1 protein-coding gene is annotated in these 915 nt (G+C 63.5%); it reads right to left on the bottom strand.

Annotation, left to right across the window (positions count from 1 at the left end):
• A partial coding sequence (locus UK23_RS12995) for a DUF222 domain-containing protein (protein WP_231114484.1) occupies window positions 1–722 on the bottom strand: 722 nt, incomplete at its 3' end.
• Window positions 723–915: the final 193 nt, after the last annotated feature.

Genomic DNA, 915 nt, shown 5'->3' with positions numbered 1-915 from the left:
GGGACGCGCTCGCCGTTGTCCAGCATCGCCTGACCAACCTGCTCGGCCAGGTCGTCGTAGCTCATGGTCAGCGTGAGGGTGACCGGCTCGCCACCGTGCTCCGGGAGCTGGTCCGCGCGCATCATCAGGTTGACCAGCTCGGCGAAGGCCTCGCCCTCACGTTCGGTGCGGGAGCGCAGGTCCGGGCCTTGTCCTGAGGTGTCGGGGCGGGGCTTGGCCAGTGGGTCCAGCATCGCCTCGAACGCCGCGCCGGTCACCGTGTCCAGCAGCGCCTTGACCTCGAGCTGACCGTTCTTCCAGCTCTTCATCAGCTGGTTGACCAGCGGCTCGGGCTCGGCGTCGCGGGGTTCCGGGTCGTTTTGGCAGAGGGCGTAAGCCACGTCCTTGCCGAACTTGCCGATCACACCTGGCGGATGCTCACGAGCGAAGTCCACCATGGCCGTCTCGGCCTCGGCGGGCAGTTTCTCCATGGCCTTGGCCAGCGCCGTGACGTGCTCGACCGACACCGCACCCTCTGCCAACGCCTCAGCGGTCGCAGGCAGCTCGGGAGCCAGTTCACTGCCGGTCGGAGTGATCGAACTGCTCAACGCACCGGCATTCGCGACCCATTGGACAGCGGCTTTTCGGTCCCACTTGACTGCGTGCAGAAGCACACCCGCCAAATCCTTGTAGCCAAACTCGGTAGCGGCTCCACGCCGGTCCAACTCGGCAATAGCCCGCATAGTCGCGTGGTCACGAATCCGCTTCTCTCGCTCATTGTCGACGATGCTGCGCAGCAGCTCGTCAGAGGAGAGAAGTCGGATGTCGTTCACATCCCTTACTCTATCGCAAGATCACAAACCGATAACGCAAAATCTGATACACAAACGGGTGAAGTGATCAGACTGCCCTCGCAGCGGTAATGACTGACGCGTT

Origin of the sequence: Lentzea aerocolonigenes, assembly GCF_000955955.1 — a bacterium.
In the GTDB taxonomy this organism is placed as follows: Bacteria; Actinomycetota; Actinomycetes; order Mycobacteriales; family Pseudonocardiaceae; genus Lentzea; species Lentzea aerocolonigenes_A.
Note: the sequence above shows the minus strand (reverse complement) of the source record. Positions and strands in the feature narration are given on the sequence as shown.